Source organism: Psychrobacter sp. DAB_AL32B (assembly GCF_002224105.1).
Lineage (GTDB): Bacteria > Pseudomonadota > Gammaproteobacteria > Pseudomonadales > Moraxellaceae > Psychrobacter.
Genome location: NZ_NEXU01000121.1, coordinates 1 through 19,014 on the forward strand (window position 1 = coordinate 1; position 19,014 = coordinate 19,014).

General features: G+C 42.1%; 18 protein-coding genes. 15 read left to right on the top strand and 3 right to left on the bottom strand.

Annotation, left to right across the window (positions count from 1 at the left end; genetic code table 11):
- The 6 genes from CAN34_RS14295 to CAN34_RS13130 form a co-directional block, all read left to right on the top strand.
- Window positions 1-587: hypothetical protein (locus CAN34_RS14295; protein ID WP_165767661.1), on the top strand; the 587-nt coding region annotated here is incomplete at its 5' end.
- Window positions 588-1,457, top strand: coding sequence for a hypothetical protein (locus CAN34_RS13110; RefSeq protein ID WP_089556019.1), 870 nt, complete (start codon window positions 588-590; stop codon window positions 1,455-1,457). It begins immediately after the preceding gene.
- Window positions 1,458-1,484: 27 nt separating this feature from the next.
- Window positions 1,485-2,087 (top strand): hypothetical protein, encoded by a 603-nt coding sequence (locus CAN34_RS13115; RefSeq protein WP_089556020.1) that lies wholly within the window; start codon window positions 1,485-1,487, stop codon window positions 2,085-2,087.
- 178 nt (window positions 2,088-2,265) lie between these two features.
- The gene (locus CAN34_RS13120; RefSeq protein ID WP_089556021.1) at window positions 2,266-2,457 is read left to right on the top strand and encodes a hypothetical protein; all 192 of its coding nucleotides are present in this window, start codon (window positions 2,266-2,268) and stop codon (window positions 2,455-2,457) included.
- 63 nt (window positions 2,458-2,520) lie between these two features.
- Window positions 2,521-3,399: an NADPH-dependent 7-cyano-7-deazaguanine reductase QueF gene (queF, locus tag CAN34_RS13125; RefSeq protein WP_089556022.1), complete on the top strand. Its 879-nt coding sequence runs from the start codon at window positions 2,521-2,523 to the stop codon at window positions 3,397-3,399.
- Between the two features lie 84 nt (window positions 3,400-3,483).
- Window positions 3,484-3,873, top strand: a complete 390-nt coding sequence (locus CAN34_RS13130; RefSeq protein ID WP_089556023.1) for a lysozyme inhibitor LprI family protein — start codon at window positions 3,484-3,486, stop codon at window positions 3,871-3,873.
- A 75-nt stretch (window positions 3,874-3,948) separates the two neighbouring features.
- Here CAN34_RS13130 and CAN34_RS13135 read toward each other — a convergent pair whose 3' ends face one another.
- Complete coding sequence (locus CAN34_RS13135; protein ID WP_089556024.1) at window positions 3,949-5,667, bottom strand: proline--tRNA ligase; 1,719 nt, start codon at window positions 5,665-5,667, stop codon at window positions 3,949-3,951.
- 606 nt (window positions 5,668-6,273) lie between these two features.
- Between CAN34_RS13135 and CAN34_RS13140 the strand changes: the two genes are divergently transcribed.
- Both CAN34_RS13140 and CAN34_RS13145 read left to right on the top strand, forming a co-directional pair.
- Window positions 6,274-7,053 (top strand): DUF4230 domain-containing protein, encoded by a 780-nt coding sequence (locus tag CAN34_RS13140; protein WP_089556025.1) that lies wholly within the window; start codon window positions 6,274-6,276, stop codon window positions 7,051-7,053.
- Between the two features lie 169 nt (window positions 7,054-7,222).
- The gene (locus tag CAN34_RS13145; protein ID WP_079690960.1) at window positions 7,223-7,435 is read left to right on the top strand and encodes a hypothetical protein; all 213 of its coding nucleotides are present in this window, start codon (window positions 7,223-7,225) and stop codon (window positions 7,433-7,435) included.
- 188 nt (window positions 7,436-7,623) lie between these two features.
- Here the strand turns inward: CAN34_RS13145 and CAN34_RS13150 are convergent, their stop codons facing one another.
- A complete protein-coding gene (locus CAN34_RS13150; RefSeq protein ID WP_089556026.1) occupies window positions 7,624-9,273 on the bottom strand; it encodes a deoxyribodipyrimidine photo-lyase in 1,650 nt (549 codons plus the stop codon).
- 213 nt (window positions 9,274-9,486) lie between these two features.
- Between CAN34_RS13150 and CAN34_RS13155 the strand changes: the two genes are divergently transcribed.
- The 7 genes from CAN34_RS13155 (at window position 9,487) to CAN34_RS13185 (ending at window position 17,634) form a co-directional block, all read left to right on the top strand.
- The gene (locus tag CAN34_RS13155; RefSeq protein WP_089556027.1) at window positions 9,487-10,170 is read left to right on the top strand and encodes a phosphoribosylanthranilate isomerase; all 684 of its coding nucleotides are present in this window, start codon (window positions 9,487-9,489) and stop codon (window positions 10,168-10,170) included.
- A gap of 195 nt (window positions 10,171-10,365) precedes the next feature.
- Complete coding sequence (trpB, locus tag CAN34_RS13160) at window positions 10,366-11,568, top strand: tryptophan synthase subunit beta (protein WP_174668371.1); 1,203 nt, start codon at window positions 10,366-10,368, stop codon at window positions 11,566-11,568.
- Between the two features lie 127 nt (window positions 11,569-11,695).
- A complete protein-coding gene (trpA, locus tag CAN34_RS13165) occupies window positions 11,696-12,520 on the top strand; it encodes a tryptophan synthase subunit alpha (protein ID WP_089556029.1) in 825 nt (274 codons plus the stop codon).
- A 336-nt stretch (window positions 12,521-12,856) separates the two neighbouring features.
- Window positions 12,857-13,732 carry an acetyl-CoA carboxylase, carboxyltransferase subunit beta gene (gene accD, locus CAN34_RS13170; RefSeq protein ID WP_089556034.1) on the top strand — a complete coding sequence of 292 codons (876 nt, stop codon included), beginning with the start codon at window positions 12,857-12,859 and terminating at the stop codon, window positions 13,730-13,732.
- A gap of 188 nt (window positions 13,733-13,920) precedes the next feature.
- Window positions 13,921-15,303 carry a folylpolyglutamate synthase/dihydrofolate synthase family protein gene (locus tag CAN34_RS13175; RefSeq protein WP_089556030.1) on the top strand — a complete coding sequence of 461 codons (1,383 nt, stop codon included), beginning with the start codon at window positions 13,921-13,923 and terminating at the stop codon, window positions 15,301-15,303.
- A gap of 274 nt (window positions 15,304-15,577) precedes the next feature.
- Entirely contained in the window at window positions 15,578-16,792 is a 1,215-nt protein-coding gene (locus CAN34_RS13180) for a LysM peptidoglycan-binding domain-containing protein (protein ID WP_089556031.1), read from the top strand.
- Between the two features lie 311 nt (window positions 16,793-17,103).
- The gene (locus CAN34_RS13185; RefSeq protein ID WP_089556032.1) at window positions 17,104-17,634 is read left to right on the top strand and encodes a DUF2726 domain-containing protein; all 531 of its coding nucleotides are present in this window, start codon (window positions 17,104-17,106) and stop codon (window positions 17,632-17,634) included.
- A gap of 28 nt (window positions 17,635-17,662) precedes the next feature.
- Here CAN34_RS13185 and CAN34_RS13190 read toward each other — a convergent pair whose 3' ends face one another.
- Window positions 17,663-18,616, bottom strand: a complete 954-nt coding sequence (locus CAN34_RS13190) for a DUF1853 family protein (RefSeq protein WP_089556033.1) — start codon at window positions 18,614-18,616, stop codon at window positions 17,663-17,665.
- Between the last annotated feature and the right edge of the window lie 398 nt (window positions 18,617-19,014).

Below are 19,014 nucleotides of genomic sequence, written 5' to 3' on the forward strand. Positions count from 1 at the left end.
TAGTCAGAGAGAGAAATGCGATCTATATTGACGTTCCTAATCGTAAAAAACCACTAGTATTTGTCGATTATTCTGATTCTTTTGAGACCGATTTCAATACTTATTATTCATTACAAGATTATGATAAATCGCGGCAATTATTGACCATACATCAAAATCTCTATGAGTCAGAGACTATGACGGTGGTCAATTTGAAGACTGGGTTTTGGCAAGATTTTGAGTTTAGGAAGCTAAGTATCTCTCCTGATATGAGATATATCGTAGGGTTTGAAAGCGAGATGGGCGCTACTGAAGACATTAATATTTGGGCGCTGCAAGATAGGGGCTATTATAAAGGGTATTACAAAAGAGTTTATGGCAGTAAAGAAGACTTGGCAAAATATCAGAATCTTAAAAATTTTTATCAAGCGGACAAAGCTCAGCTGGTTTATGATGCCGAAAAGCTTACTTGGTTGAATAATAATAAATTTTATGCGGATTATTTTTATAAGCTAAATGAAAAGGATTCCGCAGCTTTTCGAGTTCGTTATACCTTTATTAAAAATACCTCAACGGATAAGTGGCAACTGCATGCAGGTGATATATAAATGATAGCTTTCTCTCATTGTATAAAAACAGCGTTGACTGTCGCAGGGCTATTTATATTGACCATGATAGCAGCCTTAGATGCCCAGGCAACGCCTTCAGCTTTAGAGCCATCGACAAACGAGGAGGTATGGATAAAAGTCGCTGCGCCTGTAGCCATAGACTGGTATGAAGGTAGCTGTCGATACGATCATACTGAATATCAAACATTTACAGATTATGAAAACTGTATTTTTCAATCGTTAGCCCAAGCTGATAATTCGCAAAGCCGAGAGTGGGGCTTGAGTGACAGAGTCGTTCGAGAAAAAGACACCATTTATATCAGCATACCGAATCAAAAGCAGCCTTTGGTGTTTAAGGATTATCTTGAACCGTTTGAAGAAGAGCATAGAATTCATTATGAATTGCAGTACTACGATAAATCGCATAATTTATTACAGTTACTACATACGATGTATGAGACTCAAGCGACTGTCATTGTCGATTTAAACACGGGACGCTGGCAAGAGCTGTATGCGACCAACCTTAAGTTTTCTGATGATAGGACTCAAATTGTAGGGTGTGGTGGTAAACAAGGTATGAGCAAAGATATCATGATATGGGAACGTCAAAAAGCTAATAATGACGGACGCTATACAAGGCTATTTAGTAGTAATGAATTATATGAACAAGATTATGATGATGACAAAAAATATGAGGTGTACGAAGCGCGAGACATCAGTTGGACAAGCGATAATAAAATCAACGTTGATTTTTATTACAGAGTCAATCCCACTGACACTGTAGCGTTTCGCGTGCGCTATATTTATGCGGCTAATAATAAAGAGGGTAAATGGCAGAGAGTTTTACCTGATGCTAATACCAACGATTAAAAAACAATAAAAAGGTCTAGCTCTCATATGCAAATAACTCTACCAGTAACCACTTCAATTCGCATCTGTATGACGACAATACTGCTAATGTTCTCTATTTCAGCGCAAGCAGAACTGCCCAAAGCGACGATGGATGACTATGTTTGGGAAGTGCTAGACCCAGTGAGAAACTCAAATTACTTTGATAATCAGTGTGAATATAACAGTCTAGTTTCTTATAGAAAGTGCCTTGGGAGAAGTTTAGAGAAACATGATAACAAGCTTAGTGAAAAATGGGGATTGAGTGAGCGTGTATCCAGAGAAAAAGATACTATATATATTGATCTTCCCAATCGAAGCTTGCCGTTGGTTTTCCGTGATGAACTATATGCTCCTAACGGTCAATCTCACTCTTATTTTTCGCTATATGATTATGATGAAAAGAGACAACTACTGTACTTGTTGAGAAGTTTCCCTGAAATAGAAAATACTATACTTATTAATCTCAAAACTGGTTTTAATCAACAATTTGATGGTATTGATATCAGTGTATCACCCAATGAAGAACGTATTACTACCGTAGAGCGTTATATAGGTGAAGAAAATATTACGATTTGGCAAAAGCACAGAGAAGGCGGCTATCAAATATAGTCAGGTCTAAATAAAAAAGATACAAGTCAAACAGTGCTTTGCTGGTATAAAATTTCCTCGCTTGCTGTGTGCTTTGCACTCCAGAGGCTTCGAAAAATTCATTCCAGCAACGCTGTATTCTTTTAAAAGTGTATGAACTATAGTTTATGAAAATGACCCCAACGCATTAAAAGCGCATTTGGCATTTTACCAAAACCGAGACCAAAAACATGATTTTGAAGATGTTGATATTAAATGGCAAGGTAATGATAACGTTTTGGTCGACTTTTATTACCTTATTAATGAAACAGATGATGTCGGCTATCGAGTACGCTTTAAGGTGGTCAAAAATGTTAGCCCATCAGAGTGGCAAATCGTCCCCATAAAGTAGCACATTGCTGTAAAATGACTGGTTTTCATCTCATTATATTTAAGTATGACAGGTAAGTAACTTATGAGCATTCACGGTATTTTAGGCGAACAAACGACTGACTATCCCACTAATTATAGTCCAGAAACTTTATATCCAATTGCCCGCAGTATGGGGCGTAATATCATTGGCTGGCAAGATGACAAGCTAAAAGTGGGCGTCGATTGGTGGCATGCGTTTGAGTTGTCATGGTTAAATACGCAAGGTATTTCGCAAGTCGCGGTAGCACGCTTTGGTATTCCGGCAAGCTCAGAATATATCGTTGAATCAAAATCATTAAAGTTATATTTAAACAGCATCAACTTTACTGAGTTTGCTAGTTGGGCAGAGGTACAAACGCTGATTACCAAAGATTTATCAGCATGCGTCCAAGCAGAAGTAACCGTTGAGTTATTTGGCTTAGATAACGATTTGCATGATAAGAATTCAGGGTTATTGGTTACTCAGCCTGAGGGTGTTTGTATTGATGATGCTTTAGCAGGTAGTACGGATAAAGTGGCGCTAACTGTCCATCCGGACGCGTCATTGCTCAATAGTTTGGAAGATAAAAGCACTGAGATACAGCAAGATATTAGCCAATCATTTACTTTTTATTCTAATTTGCTGCGTAGTAATTGTCCGGTGACCAATCAGCCTGATTGGGGTACGTTAGCGGTTTCAATTAATAGTAATAAGCCTGTGAATAACGCCAATATGCTGCGTTATATATTGAGCTTCCGCCAGCATAATGGCTTTCATGAGCAATGTGTTGAGCAGATATTTGCTGATTTGAGTAAGTATTATGAGCCAAGTGAGCTGATGGTGCGCGCATGGTATACGCGCCGCGGCGGTATCGATATCAATCCTTGTCGCGTGAGTGATATTGCATTATTGCCAGTACCAAGCCGCTTAATTCGCCAGTAAATAAATGTTGGTTATTACCTATCATAAATTGTTATTAGCTCATATAATTAGCGAACATCTTTTTGCTTACATTAGGGTATAACTATGAAGGTAGTAACTGGTTTTTTTGCGGTGATGAGTATAGCAGCATTGTCGATGACTGCAGCGCAAGCAGCATTCGTAGAAAACGAATATGACTGTGAGATGTCAATGGGAGAAGCCGTTGACTGTGGTGAAAATGCGGTTAAGGTAGAGAAAAAGCGTCTTAATAAAATATATACGAGCGCACATCGCACACTATCTGCTAAGCAAAAATCACAATTAGATAAAGAGCAAGCCGCATGGTTAAAAAATCGTAATAAACAGTGCGAGTTTAAGCAAGAAGGTTCAATGAATAATATGGCAGTGTGGGGTATGATAGGTGCTGATGTTTGCACAGCTACTGAAAATCAAAAGCGTAGTAAAGTACTTGCCAAGAAGTATAATATTAAATAGTTTATTTTAGCCAATAAAAAAGCGCCTATTTCATTAATGAGATAGGCGCTTTTTTATTGCTAATGTTTTCTTAAGCTATTTGCTGCTTACTTTTGCCAACACTTCTTCACGGCTTAGTAATTGTTTTTCACTATCACGGCGATTGACGTATTCGTATTTGTCTTCCGCAAGATTGCGATCAGATACCACGATACGATGTGGAATACCAATCAGTTCAAGATCGGCAAACTTCACGCCTGGGCGTTCATTACGATCATCAAGTAATGCATTAATACCAAGCGATTTGAGCTCTTCGTATAATGCGGTGGCGGTTTGCATGACCGTTTCTTCTTTAGACTTCATGGGTACGATAGCCACTTCAAACGGTGCCAGCGAATCAGTAACGTTTGGCGTTGATGGCCACATGATGCCATTTTCATCGTTGTTCTGTTCGATAGCGGCGGCGATAATGCGGCTAACGCCGATACCGTAGCAACCCATCATTAGGGTAACCGGTTTGCCATCTTCGCCTGAAACGGTGCAGTTCATCGCTTGTGAGTACTTATCACCCAACTGGAAGATATGACCGACTTCGATACCGCGTTTGATTTGTAGCGTGCCTTTACCATCAGGAGAAGGATCGCCTTGATTAACGTTGCGAATATCAACAATACGGGTGATATGAGCATCACGTTCCCAATTCATACCGATGGTATGTTTGTTCACCTCATTGGCACCAGAAACGAAGTCTGAGAGTGCTGCTGCTGCACGATCGACAAAGACGGGCATATCAAGCTCAACGCCGATATAGCCTTTATGTAGACCAGCAGCTTTCAATTCTTCTTCAGTTGCCATCGTTAGAGGTACATTGGCTTCTTCGATTTTCTCAGCTTTGATGGTGTTCAGCGTATGGTCGCCGCGTAGTACGACAGCGATAAGCTGAGGTTCACCTTCAGGAGTATGGCCATTTACGATCAATGTTTTGACTGTGGTGGCAAGTGCAACGTCTAAATACTCAGCAACTGCTTCACAAGTAGGCATATTGATGGTATCAACATTTTCACGTGTCATCGTCGCAGGTTGACGTTCTGCCGTACTCACTGATTCAGCAAGTTCGACGTTGGCTGCATAATCAGAAGAGTCAGAGAAGGCAATATCATCTTCACCACTATCTGCTAGCACGTGGAACTCATGCGAGGCAAAGCCGCCGATAGAACCGGTGTCTGCTTGTACGGCACGGAAATCCAAACCCAAACGCGTGAATATGCGCGTATAAGCGTCATACATTTCGTCATAGGTTTTTGCCAATGACGCTTGGTCGACGTGGAACGAATAGGCGTCTTTCATAGTAAATTCGCGCGCGCGCATCACACCGAAGCGTGGACGAATCTCATCACGGAATTTATTTTGAATCTGAAAGAAAGTAATCGGTAGCTGTTTATAACTGCGCAGCTCGCCTTGGGCAAGATTGGTGATCACTTCTTCGTGCGTTGGCCCTAAAACAAAATCACGATCATGACGGTCTTTAAAACGTAATAGTTCAGGACCATAATCGTTAAAACGTCCGGTCAGCTGCCAAAGCTCAGCAGGCTGGGTCATCGGCATAAGCACTTCTTGTGCGCCGACATTTTGCATCTCTTCGCGAACGATACGCTCGACTTTTTGCAACACGCGCAAGCCCATTGGCAACCAGATATATAATCCAGAAGCGATTTTGCGAATCAGACCCGCTCTTACCATTAATTGGCTTGAAGCGATATCCGCATCATTAGGCGTTTCTTTTAGGGTGGCAAATAAAAATTGACTGGCTTTCATAAATAAAGCATAACCTTATCAACGATAAAATAAATAAGAAATAGTAGGATATTGAGCGTGTGGTTTGATGGCCGACGCAAGATGACCTTTTATCACTTGGTAATAGTCTAGGACATGGCCTAGCTAAAAAGCACTTCAACAGACAGTACTCTAGTAGATAATGCGTTAATAAAAAGCACTTCAAAAAAAGGCGTAACTTTTCATTTCTGTATAAAAATATCTGTACGTACATCGTAGTATTTAAGACGTATAAGCCTGAAAAAAAATGTAAAACGATATTTCAAACATACAACCTGACTATGTTAGGTAAAGTTCACCTAAGACGCAATGACTTTTTGTTTTTTCAGAGCGAACGTTACTTAAAACGTTACTTAAAGAGTCAAATCAGACGGCTACAACTCGATTATTTACCAGTTTTGAGCGTATTTATGGCAAGTGAAGAAGTATTTTTTGGAAAGGCTATTATTAGTAGTTATGTAGAGTATTGGTAGCCATTACTTGAAGTTGCTGCTTAAAAATAGCATTTATCATTTAGAACGTCGTTTTTTAAAACGTAGTTTTTCATGTAATTATAAAAATAAACGATAAAACTCTCAAGGTGCTTATATGAACAGTCCTGATAATCGACCTCCTATTGATAATAAGACGACTAACCCAAAAGCAAAAAGACCTATCGCTATGATGTCGTGGATAGTGTTACTTATCGGTCTAGTCGCCATCGCCTTTGCTATTTATAGTGTTCAAAATAGTACCAAAGAAGAGCCGATAGAAACCATTACTCGAGAAGGGGTGGTGCTGCAAATTCAGAAGTTAAATCGTTTAGAAACAGTGGCGTTTAGTGTCGATACGGTGATTACTAGCCAGCGTCCAGGTAGTTGGATGAAACTGTGGCAAGACGAACAAAAGGCGCTGTTTATCGCTCACGGGCGTGTAGAGGCGGGAATTGATTTGAGTGCATTAACGCCTGAGATGGTACAAGTGGTGCAGCCTGCTGAGCAAGTCAATAACGGCATTGCTGGTAGTAATAATTCGAATGCCGATGGCAATGTTGATGTTAATGTCGATGTACCTATTTCTATCATGCCAAAGATTAATATTACCTTGCCACCATCAGAGATATTTTCGGTATATCTAGACGATATTGAGATTTATGATTGGCAAACCGGCGCTTTTGGCATGATGCAAGTCGATCCAAAAATATTGCAACAAGCGCAAAGCATGGCTAAAAAAGAAGTCCTTGAACGTGCTTGCCGCGGCGATGTGATGACTATGGCACTAGAGAATGCACAAGTGCAGTTGCAGCAGTTATTTGCTTTGACAGGAGCCGTCGTTACAGTTACCACACAAGGTGCAGGCGCGTGCCAGATGCCAGTAAATAATGCCTAGATAATTTTACCAAAACCATAAAATGGGCAATCATACGGTAGCCTATGGCTAAAATCGTTAAAACCACTGAAAGTAACGCCATTTATATTGTATAGTAGAACTTATCTGTTATTCATAATTAACTTATGAATTTCGTTAGTGATATAACATTATATAAGAGGTGGCGCATATGACAACTCCTAATAATAAACCGTCTTCTAAGCCTGAACGTCAGCTTAATAAGCGTCTTAAGCCAAAAGAATCGCTCTCGTTTTCTACATGGATATTATTAATTATAAGCTTTACCTTGTTAGCCTATGCTCTCTACACTATCCAAACCCGTATATTAGAAGCGCCAGCTGCCACTAATAAGGGTGTAGGTAATGTGACTAAAGTGCAGTAGGTGAAGTTTTTATTAAATTGATGCTTTAGTGTTGACGTCATATAGTGAGTTCAGTATAAAAACGATACAGCGGAACTGAAATGGATTTTTCGCAGCCTCTATCGGCGCAGGCACAGCAAGCCAGAAAAATTTATTCCAGTTTCGCGTAAAAACATCATGTATCTGTTTTATTGAGAATTGACTATATGTCAGTCTTTTTTAAATTCAGCAATCGCTAATTGCCGTGCGGCTTTATGGTCGACCATAGGCTGTGGATAGTCAATTTTAACTAGCTGATTACTGGTGCTGAGCAGCTTGCGCATCTTATCTTCGCTATGCAAAATGCTGGCAGGAACTTCTTTTAGCTCAGGTAGCCAGTTCTTAATAAATATCCCATCAGGGTCATGGCTTTTGGCTTGGCTAAAGGGGTTCATAATACGGAAGTAGGGCGCAGCATCGGTGCCAGTTGACGCACTCCATTGCCAGCCGCCATTGTTTGACGCAAAGTCACCATCTATTAGCTGCTGCATAAAGTAGCACTCGCCCCAGCGCCAATCAATCAATAAGTCTTTGGTCAAAAACATCGCCGTAACCATACGCAAGCGATTGTGCATAAAGCCTGTCGCATTGAGACAGCGCATTGCCGCATCGACTAATGGCACGCCAGTCTTACCTGCACACCATGCATTAAAGTCCTGCTGATTATAGGACCAATTAACCTTGATATCGGTATCATGTTTATAAGCTTGATGGCGGATCAGTTCGGGCTTATAGTCTAAAACATGGCGATAAAAATCTCGCCAAGCCAGCTCACTTATCCAGCGGTTGATGTCAGTATTGTTAACGCTATCAGAGCTATCAAAATTTTCAGAACTGTCGCTGTCATTTTCGTGCCATTCTCCTAGCGCCTTAGTGGCTTGTAAGTAGCAAAGTCTGGGACTGATTACACCAATGGTCAGATAAGCAGATAACTGACTGGTCGCCTGTAAGTTTGGCACATCGCGGCTCACATCGTAGTTATTAATATCTTCAGCGATAAACTGGTCTAATCGATGACAAGCAGCAACTTCACCAGCAGGGTAAGCGATACGAGCTTGACTGAGCTGGGCATCCGTATCTATATACTTATATGCTTCATTACTCTGTAAATGCTGTTGATAGTCACTGACGGTTTTTTTGCATAACGCTTCTATCGCTTCGCTAGTGTCTGCACTAACCTTTGATGATTTTAGATCTACTTTATTGTTATTGATAGCTGGTGCTTGATGCATTTGTATATCGGCCACCTCCAAGGTATGTCGCCATTTCTTATAAAATGGAGTAAATACTTGATACATGCTGTTGTCATTGGTGGTGATGGTTTGCGGAGGTAAGATACATTGATCATGCCAGCGGATAAAATTGATATCAGTTTCTACGAGCTGTTTGGTTAATTGTTCGTCACGAGCGATCTCATTGCCTTCGTACTCATGATTGGCCATGATACAGCTGATATTGTTTGCGATACATAGCGCGTTTAGCGTCTCAACACAATCAGAAAAGTTCGGACAAACCTGTACGGTTAATTTAATATTTAATTGAGTTTGCAAATTTTTTGCGAGAACAGGTAAAGTGCGCGCGATATGGTCAAGCTGTGTGAGCGACATATCATGTGCTTGCCATTGTTCAGGGGTACAAAAAAACACTGCGCTGACCTGAGCGTTTTCTGCGTCTGCCCGATCACAGAGTGCAGCTAGAGCAGTATTATCATGAATACGTAGATCGCGGCGGAACCACATCAGATAATGTGGCTGACTCATATTTTCCTTAAGATCCTTACTATTGCTGTTTTTTGTGCTTTCCGCCATCGTTTTAGACATCCAAGAATCCTTATTTTAATCAATCGCAATCATAAACAAAACTATGAATAAAAGTATGCTAGGATAAGTTTTTGGATGCAATTGATTTGCCATCGGATTAACAAATCATCATCATATCTAATCTTTAGGATTGGCGATTATCATTTGACGCCAGCCAGTTTAGCTAAGCCAATTTAATAATGTCATACTGAGTATTATATTTAAGGTCACACCATGCACGTTAAGTTTTGCGGTTTTACCCAGCTTAGTGATGTTCGTACTGCTGCACAATTAGATGTGGATGCGGTCGGTTTGGTGTTTTATCCACCAAGCCCGCGTGCTGTGACGATCGAACAAGCGCAAACCTTAAGCGCTGCTGTACCAGCCTTTATCAGTGTGGTAGCTTTGGTAGTCAATATGTCTGAGGATGAACTGATTAAACTGGCAAACAATGTCTCTTTTGATATCATTCAATTTCACGGCGATGAAAGCCCTGAGCAGTGTCAACAGCTGGCAAATTCAGTCAATAAGCGCTGGATTAAAGCGTTGCGTATCAATGCTGAGCAAGATACGCTTGAGAGTGTTAATACACAGATTGACAATTTTGCCGCAGCAGGGGCTAGCAGCATATTACTAGATGCTTACCATCAACATAAATATGGTGGTACTGGCGCACGCTTTGACTGGAGCCTTATACCAAAAGAGAGCTCACTACCGATTATCTTAGCGGGTGGACTTGATGCTGACAATGTCGCTAGGGCTTATGAAATGCCTATTTATGCAGTCGATGTCAGCGGTGGTATTGAGATTGATAAAGGTAAAAAAGACCCTGCTAAAATGCGCGCCTTTATGAAAGCGGTCAAACGCGACCGATGGCAAAACGATACGCTTAGCGAACCTTCGAATATAAATAGCTAGCTTTATAGTTTCAAGTTTTATAGTTTCAAACTGCCAAAGCTAACGACGTAAACTGTTTCCCCTATAGTTATTTTAAAAAAATACTAATCCTAAAAAATACCACTTATTACAGTAGGAATTACCATGAGTCATGTCGCTAATAAAGATTTATCTACCACCGCCCAAGCTATCAATACCTTTACCAATCCAGAAAGCGTGCAAGATTTTAATCAATATCCTGATGCCCGCGGACATTTTGGTGTCCATGGTGGGCGTTTCGTCTCTGAAACCTTGATGGCAGCATTAGAAGAGTTAGAAGCGTTATATAATAGAGTTAAATTAGATCCTAAGTTTTGGGAAGAGTATCACAATGACTTGGTCAACTACGTCGGACGCCCAACGCCGCTTTATCATGCTAAGCGTTTGAGTGATGAAATTGGTGGTGCGCAAATTTACTTTAAACGTGAAGACCTGAATCATACTGGCGCGCACAAGGTGAATAATACGATTGGTCAAGCGTTGCTTGCTAAAATGAGCGGTAAAAAACGTATTATTGCAGAGACCGGAGCAGGGCAGCATGGTGTGGCGACGGCGACGATTGCCGCGCGTTTGGGGCTAGAGTGTATTGTTTATATGGGCGCTGACGATGTTGAGCGTCAAAAAATGAACGTCTATCGTATGCGCTTACTTGGTGCAACGGTTGTACCAGTCACCTCTGGCTCACGCACGCTTAAAGACGCCATGAACGAAGCGATGCGTGACTGGGTTACCAATGTTGATAGCACTTATTATATTATCGGTACGGTTGCCGGTCCGCATCCTTATCCGTTATTAGTACGTGATTTCCAAGCGATTATCGGTAAAGAAGCACGTATTCAGCATTTACAGATTACTGGCAAATTACCAGATGCGCTAGTCGCTTGTGTTGGCGGTGGCTCTAATGCCATTGGTTTGTTCTTTGACTTCCTAAACGACACAGAAGTTAAAATGTATGGCGTCGAAGCAACAGGCGATGGCATCGAAACTGGTCGTCATTCAGCGCCGTTGGCAGCGGGTCGTATTGGTGTATTACACGGCAACCGTACCTATTTGATGGCGGATGATGAAGGTCAAATTCAAGAAACGCATTCTATCTCGGCAGGACTTGATTATCCTGGTGTTGGTCCTGAGCACAGCTTCTTAAAAGACATGAAGCGCGTTGAATATGTCGGCTGCACTGATAAGGAATCGTTAGAAGGTTTTCATGAAGTCACACGTAAAGAAGGTATCATTCCTGCGCTTGAATCTGCTCATGCCGTTGCTTATGCACTGAAGCTCGCTAAGACCATGACCCCTGATCAAACCATCATCGTCAATATGTCAGGTCGCGGCGATAAAGATTTGCATTCTGTTATGAAAGCAGAAGGGATTGAGTTGTAATCACAACTATCTTTACTAGTTATTGCATTATCCTTATAAGAAAAACTGCTTAGCGCCCTTTAATATTTAATACAGATTATTTAATAAAGGGTGGAATAAGCCAGTTTATAATAATTAAGAGACCACTATGACCAGAATTGAAAGCACCTTTAAAACCCTAAAAGCACAAAATAAAAAAGCACTCATCCCCTATGTAATGGCAGGCGATCCTAATCCTAGTAACTTTGTTGGTTTGCTACATGACTTAGTCAAGCACGGCGCGGATATGATTGAAGTTGGTTTGCCATTCTCCGATCCAATGGCAGATGGTCCAACTGTTGCGCTGGCAGGAGAGCGTGCATTAGCAGCGGGCACCAGTACTCGTGATGCGTTAAAGATGGTCGCAGAATTTCGTCAGCAAGACACGCAAACGCCAATTATCCTTATGGGTTATCTCAATCCAGTTGAGATTATCGGTTATGATAACTTCGTTGCGCTATGTGAGCAGTCAGGCGTTGATGGAATTTTGATGGTTGATTTGCCACCAGCGGAGGCGGGTAGCTTTACTCAGCATTTAACTGAGCATGCAATGAATGAGATTTTCTTATTGTCTCCAACCACCTTGCCTGAACGCCGTGAGCAAGTGTTGACCCATTGCGGTGGTTATATTTATTATGTGTCTTTAAAAGGCGTCACCGGTTCGGCAACGCTGGATACTGACGATGTCGCAACCCAAGTACAAGCGATTAAAGCGGAGACGGATTTGCCAGTATGTGTGGGTTTTGGTATTCGTGATGCGACGTCAGCCAAAGCAATTGGTGCCCATGCAGACGGTATTATCGTGGGTAGCGCACTGGTACAGAACTTTGCTCATATCGATGCCAATGATGCCACGGCTGTCGCTAATGCACAGCAGAAAATCATGGCAAAAATGGATGAGTTGCGTGGGGCACTGGATAGCTTGAATGCCTAGTTTTTTAAGGGTGCGAATGGCTGAGTTAAAGTAGCGTCACATTTTTTATAATAATGTTTATACAGACATGGTCAATTGGCTTTGCTAAAGTTAGTTTACGTGTGTAAACTAACATCACATATAAATTGTTACAGTTACGCGTAAGCGTGCTTTATAACTGCTCATGTTATGACTGTATGTGACTCTTAAACTGATTTTTATAAAACGACTCTTAGTGACAAGTGAATGAGCCAACTTGCCGATAAGCCTTTGATAATGGCGAATAATATGACTGATACGATAACAAAATTCGAAATCAATAACGATGGTGCTGCTAGCGCTCAGCAGAGCAGTAATATGGCTGGGCAATCATGGTTTGATCGCCCGATACCGGGTATAAAGCAGCAATTAACGGCGCCATTAACCGCAGTAGAAACCGAACCGTCAACAGAATGCACGAGTTGTCATTCAATGATTACCAATACGGCGCTGATTTTTAACTGTTATGTCTGCCCGCATTGTGATCATCATTTGCCGATGAGTGCTCGTGAACGCTTAAACTGGTTACTCGATCAAGTAGAAGGTGAACTTGGGCAAGAATTTACCGCCAAAGATCCGCTAAAATTTGTAGATAGCAAGCCTTACCCACTACGGATGACGGAAGCACAGACCAAAACGGGCGAGAGCGAAGCGCTGATCGTGATGTATGGTAAGCTGCGCAATCTTGATGTGGTCACTTGTGCGTTTGACTTTCGTTTTATGGGTGGCTCTATGGGGTCAGTGGTTGGTGATCGCTTCGTCCAAGCTGCCGAAAAAGCCCTTGAAGATAAAGTACCTTTAGTCTGCTTTGCTGCTTCTGGCGGTGCGCGTATGCAAGAAGGTCTGCTTTCATTAATGCAAATGGCACGAACTGCTGCTGCGATTGAACGCTTAAGAATTGCTGGCGTGCCGTATATCGTGGTACTGACCAATCCTGTGTATGGCGGTGTGACCGCATCACTTGCAATGCTTGGTGATATTCATCTGGCAGAACCTAAAGCGATGATTGGCTTTGCTGGCAAGCGCGTGATTGAACAGACCGTACGCGAGACGCTAGAAGAGCCGTTCCAGCGTGCTGAGTTTTTATTAGAGCATGGTGTGGTTGATGAGGTAGTGCATCGTCATCAGCTGATTGATACTATTTATCGTCTGCTAGCAAAATTATCCCGCGTACCTAATGTTGATGCTCAATAGGTTAATAAACTTATTATTGAGTCTCTTATTAAGTATATAACGGCTTAGCAGCGTGCTAATATCTGCCAAATATGTAAAACTAACGAATAGCATTTATCGTGAATAACGGTAAATGCTATTTTTGCTTTCTACCAAGCTCGTTACACTGTCTTTATTCTTTATTGCAAACTTTGATATAGGTTTTGTCCATGTCTGATTCTTTAGTTTCTCATAGCCCTAGCAGCAGTAGCCCTCACAATGAAGCCAGCCTGACCGAATGGCTTGATTATATGCAGCAGATCCATGTTTCTGCGATAGATATGGGCTTATCACGCGTGCTACCAGTCGCTGAGGCACTAGGGGTGGTACAGTCAGCTAAAGACGACACTTATGTATTTACCGTCGCAGGCACCAATGGCAAAGGTTCAACGACTGCGGTTATTGCGCAGATGTGCCAAGCTGCAGGGTATAAAACGGCACTGTATCAATCGCCACATCTGAGCGTTTTTAACGAGCGTGTGCGCATCAATGGCGAGATGGTCAGTGATGAGACCTTAATTAATGCCTTTAGCAAAGTAGAAGCAGCACGGTTGCAGTGCGATTTAACCTTGTCATTTTTTGAGATGACGACACTCGCAGCTTTACTTATATTTGCTGAAGCAGATTGTGATGTTTGGGTATTAGAAGTAGGGCTGGGCGGGCGTTTGGATGTGGTCAATATCATTGACCCTGATATGGCAGTCATTACCAATATCGCCATCGATCATGTCGATTGGCTAGGCGATAACGTTGAAGATATTGGCGCAGAAAAAGCGGGTATCTTACGTGATGGCATTAGCGTGATTTATGGTGCTACTGAGATGCCAACTAGTGTACAGCAAGCGATTGATAAGCATCAGGCAACCTGTTATCAAGTGGGGAAAGATTTTAGTTATCGTGAAATTGACTCAACTACGTGGCAATATAGCAATGCCGCTGTTACTTTACAATTGCCACGCCCTGCGCTGTCGTTGACCAATATTGTCAATGCCTTGTCAGCGGTATTGGCAAGTCCATTAAATGTTGATACCAATGCCATCGAGCAAGCCCTACAAACGGTAAAGCTCGCAGGTCGCTTTGATTACCGTGAGATGCACGCTCGTCATTGGTTATTTGATGTGGCACATAATGAGCAGGGCGTTGAGTTTTTGTTGGCACAGTTATTACCGCTTTGGCAGCAGCATTTGGCAAAGAAACATAGAGCTGAACAAGTTAATGAAATTAACCAAGCAAAAAGCGCACCTGCCAGCATTAAAATGCTGTTTTCTATGCTGGGTGATAAAGATATCAATAAAGTCGTGCAGCGTTTGACTGAAGCAGGTTTGCCGATTAGCGGCTGGTTTATTGCCGAAATTGATTATCCACGGGCAGCCAGTACGGAGCATTTGCAAGGTATCTTAGCGCGCTATGTCGATGATGCTCAGATACATGAGTTTAAACGTTTGTCAGAAGCAACCTATGCGATTATAGATGCCAGTCAGCCACAAGATTTAATTGTGGTATGTGGCTCTTTTCATACGATTGGAGAGGCATTGTCTGCACTTGAGATGTGATAATTTAAGTTAAAAACGTGACCGTTTAATGTTAGTCTTAGTAGCAGCGTGATGGCAGACAGCATGAAAAATATGCTTTATAATCAAAGTGATTTAGAAGGCTGTTATTAGAAGGTCGGCATAAAATTTGAAAACTGTTTGAAAACTGTTAGACGTAATCGGCGGCAATAACTGTCTATCAATGCTATTTATAGTATAGCTTTCTATAACATAGTTTTGAGACGATAGCTTCGCCGCTCAATCAACCTTATTACCAACTAAGAGACGTAAACGGATGAATTTTTCGAGACAAGCCTTATTGGGCATTGGGATGATTATAGGCGGTAGCGTGATGCTATACGCTATGGTACAACAGATTGGTGATACGAATAAACCAGCGCCAACGTCAGCGATGATAGATAAACCAAGTAGCGAGCAAGCGTCTCCGCAGCCACTGACGACTGATATCGAGACAGAAAAACGTATCTTGGCACAAAAACAAAAAGAGCGTGCGGCTCGAGTTGCAGAGCAAGAAAAGCGTGCCAAGCTGTTCTTAACTGAACAAGAGGCCGCTGAGGCACAAGCCTTGGCAAAAGCACGAGCTGAAAGTCAGCAGTATATGGCTAGCAGCGCGCCCGCTGCTGAAGACAGCGTCAAGAATAGTGCGCAGGACAGTACCAATACAGACGCAACAAAAAATACGCTTGAAGCGCCAACGACGCAGCCGAGCGCTAATACGTTAGCTGACTCGAGTGCTAGGGATAAGCAAAAAGTAGCTGACGCGCAACAAGAAGCTCAGCGACAAGCGACTATCAAAGAGCAAGCTGCTGCTAAAAAACTCGCAGATAGTAAAAAAGAAGCCGAAGCAAAAAGACAAGCAGACGCTAAAAAGCAGGCTGAAGTTCAAGCTGCCGCTGAGAAAAAACAACAGGTAGCAGAAGCAGCTAAAAATGAGCCGCCTAAGTCGCCCTCTGATTACCAAGTCAAAAGAGGCGATGGTCTGATTAAACTGGCGCGTCAATACAATATGCCGGTAGAAGTCTTGGCTCAAGCGAACAACCTCACACCATCGACATCGTTACAGCTTGGTCAAAATATTACGATTCCATCGCGTAAGCAGGTGCAGCGCTTAGAGCGTGAAGCGGCTAATGCTGAACAGGCGCGTGAAGCAACCCGCCAAAAAGAAGAAGCGTTAGCCAAGAAGTCGGTTGATGCTAAGCGTGACGCCCAGCAGAAACTCAGTGAGGCTCGCAAGGAAGTTAAAGAAACCGATGCTAAAGGTAGCTTTGGCGTGCAAGTGGCGTTGGCGAATGACCAAGCCAAAGCGGATGAATTAGCAAAAAAATTCCAAGCAGCAGGCTATCAAGTTAAGACCAGTACTACTAGTCGCGGTGTACGCGTGGTCGTAGGTCCCGAGCGTGGTAAAGTAGCCGCTTTAGCCCTAAAAGATAAAATTAATAGCGACCCCAAAGTTAATACGACCAGTGCTTGGGTATTATACTGGCGCTAACATGGCGTCTGGGCTGCTACAAATGAATGATTCCTGAATAAATATCATAGCTTTCGTTATATTTATTTAGCTTCTTACTTTCTTATGATTAAAACACGACATCTGATGTCGTGTTTTTTGTTTTAGTGTTTGCTGATTAGCTCATGCTTAGTTACGATGAGCGTCGCTTTTTTCTGTTTCTCTCTGTATAACCTTTCAGCCTATAAGGGCTGACAGGTTGCAGTTAGAGGTATGACATCTTTAGCCAAGCTATCATATTAGCAAAGCTATCATACCTATCTAACTGTTTTGATAATGTATAAGGTAAAACAATGTCATTTGGCGTTATATTTTTAATATTAGCGGTTGGGTTTTTAGGGCTTATTACCTTACCAAAACTGTTTTCTACTAAACAAATTACTGAACCTGACCCGCAACCTGTACGCGGCGACGAGCTACCTATTTGGCCATTTGCGCCGATGCCAATCATGACCGCTACTGAGGTAATATTTTTTAATAAGTTAAAAAATGCCCTACCGGAATATCATATCTTTGTGCAAGTTCAGCTGTCACGGATTATCGAGGCGAATAGTAATGAGACCTCCGAGCGCAGTTTTTGGTTTAATCGAATCTGCCGTCAAAGTGTCGATTATGTGATCGTCGACGTTGATGCACAGACTACTTTGGTGGCCATTGAGCTTGATGATTGGACGCATAGCAGTAAAGCGCGACAAAAAGCGGATGATAAAAAAGATAAAGCCTTAGCTAGCGCGGGTATTGCCATTGTACGCTTTCATGCGGAACGTATGCCTAGTGCGGATATGCTGAGATATGAGCTGATGCAGGTTATTGAGAGTTATTAACAGGTATTAAAACCTTCATTAGAACTACTTAGAATTTGCCATCTATCCGATCGCGCTGCTCAGGGTAGATGACTATCGGTCTATCTCCTTCGAAGTATAGTCCTGTTTTTAGTGCGCCATTTTCATCGTAGATAAAAGGCGATTGACGTCCATCGTAAAAGTCGCGTTTGCTGAACCATTCGATATAATGCGCGGCGCGCAATGCGGCTATATCAATCGTAGCGAGATTAGCCGTATCATTCTTATCGCACCATTCATGTATCGGAAAACTCGGCGCTAACCAAGCAGGATAACTAAAGTCATTGGTGTTTATTGGCAAAAAGAACCGACCCTTTATGACACCATAACGTTTATCAATTTTGACTTGCCCATGATTTTCAGTGTCTACCCATACTGTACGGAACTGCTTGGTTTGCATATGGGTCATCTTACGCTGCAAATTATCGTTGGAATTAATCCCAACCCAATTCTCAGGCGCGAAAGGCGCTGATCCCATAAAAAACTTAATCGCCAACTCCCAATGTTCGGTTAGCTTTTCTTTATGGTTATATAAAATCAAATCTAGCTCGCCAGTCGTCTGTTTACCGTTGAATAACTGCACATTACTAGCAAGTGTCTCGTACGGATGTAAATTACGCGCAAAGCCATCTGCTAACCAAAATGATAGCAATCCTTCAAAATGAAAACCCAAACGATTGGGGCTGGGCCTTTTTAATAAATAGCGGGTTAGCTCCTGATAAGCATTGGTAGTATCCAGCTCTTTTAAACGCTGCTGATATGCCTCAAACTGCATTTGCCAAAAACTTGCGCTATGTACCGTAATCTCATGTGTATTCTGATGTGGCGCAAAGTCCAACCATGCCGTCAAAACATTTGGGCACGCCAGCACATACGCCAAATCACGCACGTAAGGTCGCTGGTATGCTTCCCAAGGGGCATAAGTTGGGGGAGTATCAGGGCGTGAAGTCTTAAACTCAGACATAGGTCAAACCAGAGTAAACATAAGATATTTACCCTAGCGACTTGTTTGGTAAAAGTCTATAGATGACAAGTATCAGCGAGGGTAGTGCTCAGTTTTTTGACTTTAAAACAGGATGTTAATGTGATGAATATTAATGCTGATATCAGGCGAAGATAGCAAGTAAGGTAATAAAATGCTGAATACCGTTTTGAGTATCGGGAGTAGCCATTTTGATAAGTTGCTAGGTGCGTTATGCGGTGGAACTGAGTTAAGAGAGGTGTGATTCTGATATTTCATGTGTCTAGCTCCATGTTATGCCGTCACACTAGGGTGCGTAACGGTGCATGGGCTTATCTTATGTGGTAGATTGATATAGCTAAATACTCATGCATGCATGGATTGTCGTATGCATGCATAGA